This window comes from Peribacillus sp. (assembly GCF_059453735.1).
The window spans coordinates 1-2,402 of record NZ_JAZVJO010000486.1; the positions used below are offsets into that span (position 1 = coordinate 1).

At 40.5% G+C, this 2,402-nt stretch carries 3 protein-coding genes; all 3 read left to right on the top strand.

What is annotated here, in order from left to right; genetic code table 11:
* Window positions 1–791, top strand: a 791-nt coding sequence (locus AC52RT_RS15930) for an acyl-CoA dehydrogenase family protein (RefSeq protein ID WP_495541651.1), incomplete at its 5' end; no start/stop codon positions are given.
* Window positions 792–812: 21 nt separating this feature from the next.
* Window positions 813–1,949 carry an acyl-CoA dehydrogenase family protein gene (locus AC52RT_RS15935; protein ID WP_495541652.1) on the top strand — a complete coding sequence of 379 codons (1,137 nt, stop codon included), beginning with the start codon at window positions 813–815 and terminating at the stop codon, window positions 1,947–1,949.
* A 47-nt stretch (window positions 1,950–1,996) separates the two neighbouring features.
* Window positions 1,997–2,402, top strand: a 406-nt coding sequence (locus tag AC52RT_RS15940) for an aldehyde dehydrogenase family protein (protein WP_495541653.1), incomplete at its 3' end; no start/stop codon positions are given.

Consider the following 2,402-nt stretch of genomic DNA (forward strand, 5'->3'; position numbering starts at 1 on the left):
AACCAAATGCCGGGTCTGATTTATCTGCATTGAAAACGAGTGCTGTAAAACAGGGAGACAAATGGGTTATCAATGGACAAAAAGTTTGGACGAGTTATGGGCATTTGGCAGACCGTTGTTTTCTACTTGCGAGAACCTCAACTAATGAAAAGAAACATAAAGGAATTACCGTATTTTTATTGGATATGAAACAACCTGGTGTTGAAGTCCGGCCTATTATCCAAATGAACGGGAAGCATGATTTCAACGAGGTCTATTTCAATGACGCAGTTGCGTATGATGATGAAATCGTCGGCGAAATCGATGATGGGTGGAAGGTAATGATTAATTTAATGCTGCATGAGAGAACAGGCATAGGAGCCCAAATATTCGCACTGGAAAAGCAATTTTCTGATTTAGTTTTGCTGACAAATGAACTGAAGGAACATGGTCAGCCATTGATAAAGGATGCTTTTGTTCGTCAAAAAATGGTTGAGCTATACACTCGTTACCGCGGTGTCCTTCTAACGTATTATCGCAATATTACCATCTCTATGAAAAGGGGATATCCTGGTGCGGAAAGCTCAATGGATAAATTAATGAGCAGTGAATTAACAAAAGACATGTTTGAGTTTGCCGTATCGATCCAAGGGCATCAAGGCGTTCTATGGAAAGAGGATGCACGGGTCAATCCTTTTTGGCAATTAGAATATTTATCTTCATTTGGAGTTACGATCGGAGGAGGTACCAGTGAAGTGCAGAGAAATACGATTGGGGAAAGATTATTGGGATTGCCTAAGGATTTACGTTAATGAAACGGAGGTGCAGAGAAGATGGATTTTTCTTTAAGTGAAGAACAGGAAATGTTTAGAGGATCAGTCCGAAAATATTTAGATAACGCAGGGCAAACAAAAATTGCACGAGAATTGGCAAAAAACAATACGAATCCTTTGACAAAAACTTGGAAAGACCTAGCTCAATTAGGATGTATGGGAATCACACTGAAAGAAGAATATGGTGGAGCTGAATTAGATACAGACAATTTAATTCCTGTCCTCGAAGAATTAGGACGCGCATTATTGCCGGGATTGTATTTAGAAACAGTAGCCCTTGCAAGCCCATTGATTGAGCAGTATGGAACAATGGAACAGAAAGAAAAATACTTACCTGAAATCGCTGACGGTTCAAGAACCATATCGCTTGCATGGGTAGAACCAGAAAAGAGTTTCGATCTGAATGATATTCATATGTCAGCAAAGTTTGACGGGGATACCATGATTCTAAACGGCACTAAAACATTAGTTCCTGAAGGGGATCTGGCGGATACATATCTTGTACTAGTCCGTTCTGAATCAGGGGAGGATGGACAGGGTATTTCTTTACTCCTTATAGATAGAAATGATGAAGGTGTAGATTTTCGAGTACTTCAGTCTATGGATGAAACTCGTCATCTTGCAGAAGTTGTTTTCAAAAATGTAATCGTTACCAAAGAACATATACTTGGCGATCTACATAAAGGCGAGGATGCAATCAAGGAAGGACTTTTGTATCTGAACTCCGCTCTTGCTTCTATTATGGTTGGAGGAATGGATAAAATTGTGGAAATGTGTGCGGAATATGCTAAAATCCGTGTTCAATTTGGACAGCCAATTGGCCGCTTTCAGGCTATAAAGCATCGTATTGCTGATATGAAGCTAGATTTAGAGACGGCAAGATCTTTAAGTTATTATGCTGTTTGGGCTCTCGATCAAAAGGCAGAAGATGCAGCTGCGGCCATCTGTAGTGCCCGTGCATTTATTACAGAAGCATACCTTCGCCTGGCAGGGCATGCGATACAGATTCATGGCGGCATTGGAGTAACAGAAGAACTGGACTGTCATCTTTATCTAAAAAGAGCTCAATACTATCAAACGTATCTTGGAAATCCAAGATTATATAGAGAAAAGGCAGCTACAGCTCTTAATTGGTAGATTTACAACTTGAAACAATTTAAACCATAGGAAAGGGATGAGTGAGCATGCCTGTAATCAATGAGCTAAAAGAATATAAAAATATTATTAACGGAAACACCGTTCCCTCCAAGTCCGGTGATTCAATCGAAAGTATGGATCCCTCCACAGGTAGTGCTTGGGCAAAGATACCGAGAAGTACAATAAAAGACGTAGAATATACAATCCAAGCTGCCCGTGAAGCATTTCCAGATTGGGCTGCACTTCCACCATTACAACGTGCTGAATTCTTGAGGCAAATCGGTGATCTACTGACAGATCATGCTGAAGAATTAGCAACTTTGGAAACGAAGGACAATGGATGGGTGATAAGCAATATGAGCTATACCCTCATTAGTTCATTAAGACAGATTTGGTATGATGCAGCCGGCCTTTGCAATAATGCCAATAGAGGAGATACCATCCCCAAGGGAC

Coding starts and splice junctions, on each gene's coding strand:
- AC52RT_RS15935 (WP_495541652.1), top strand. CDS start 813: ATGGATTTTTCTTTAAGTGAAGAACAGGAAATGTTTAGAGGATCAGTC.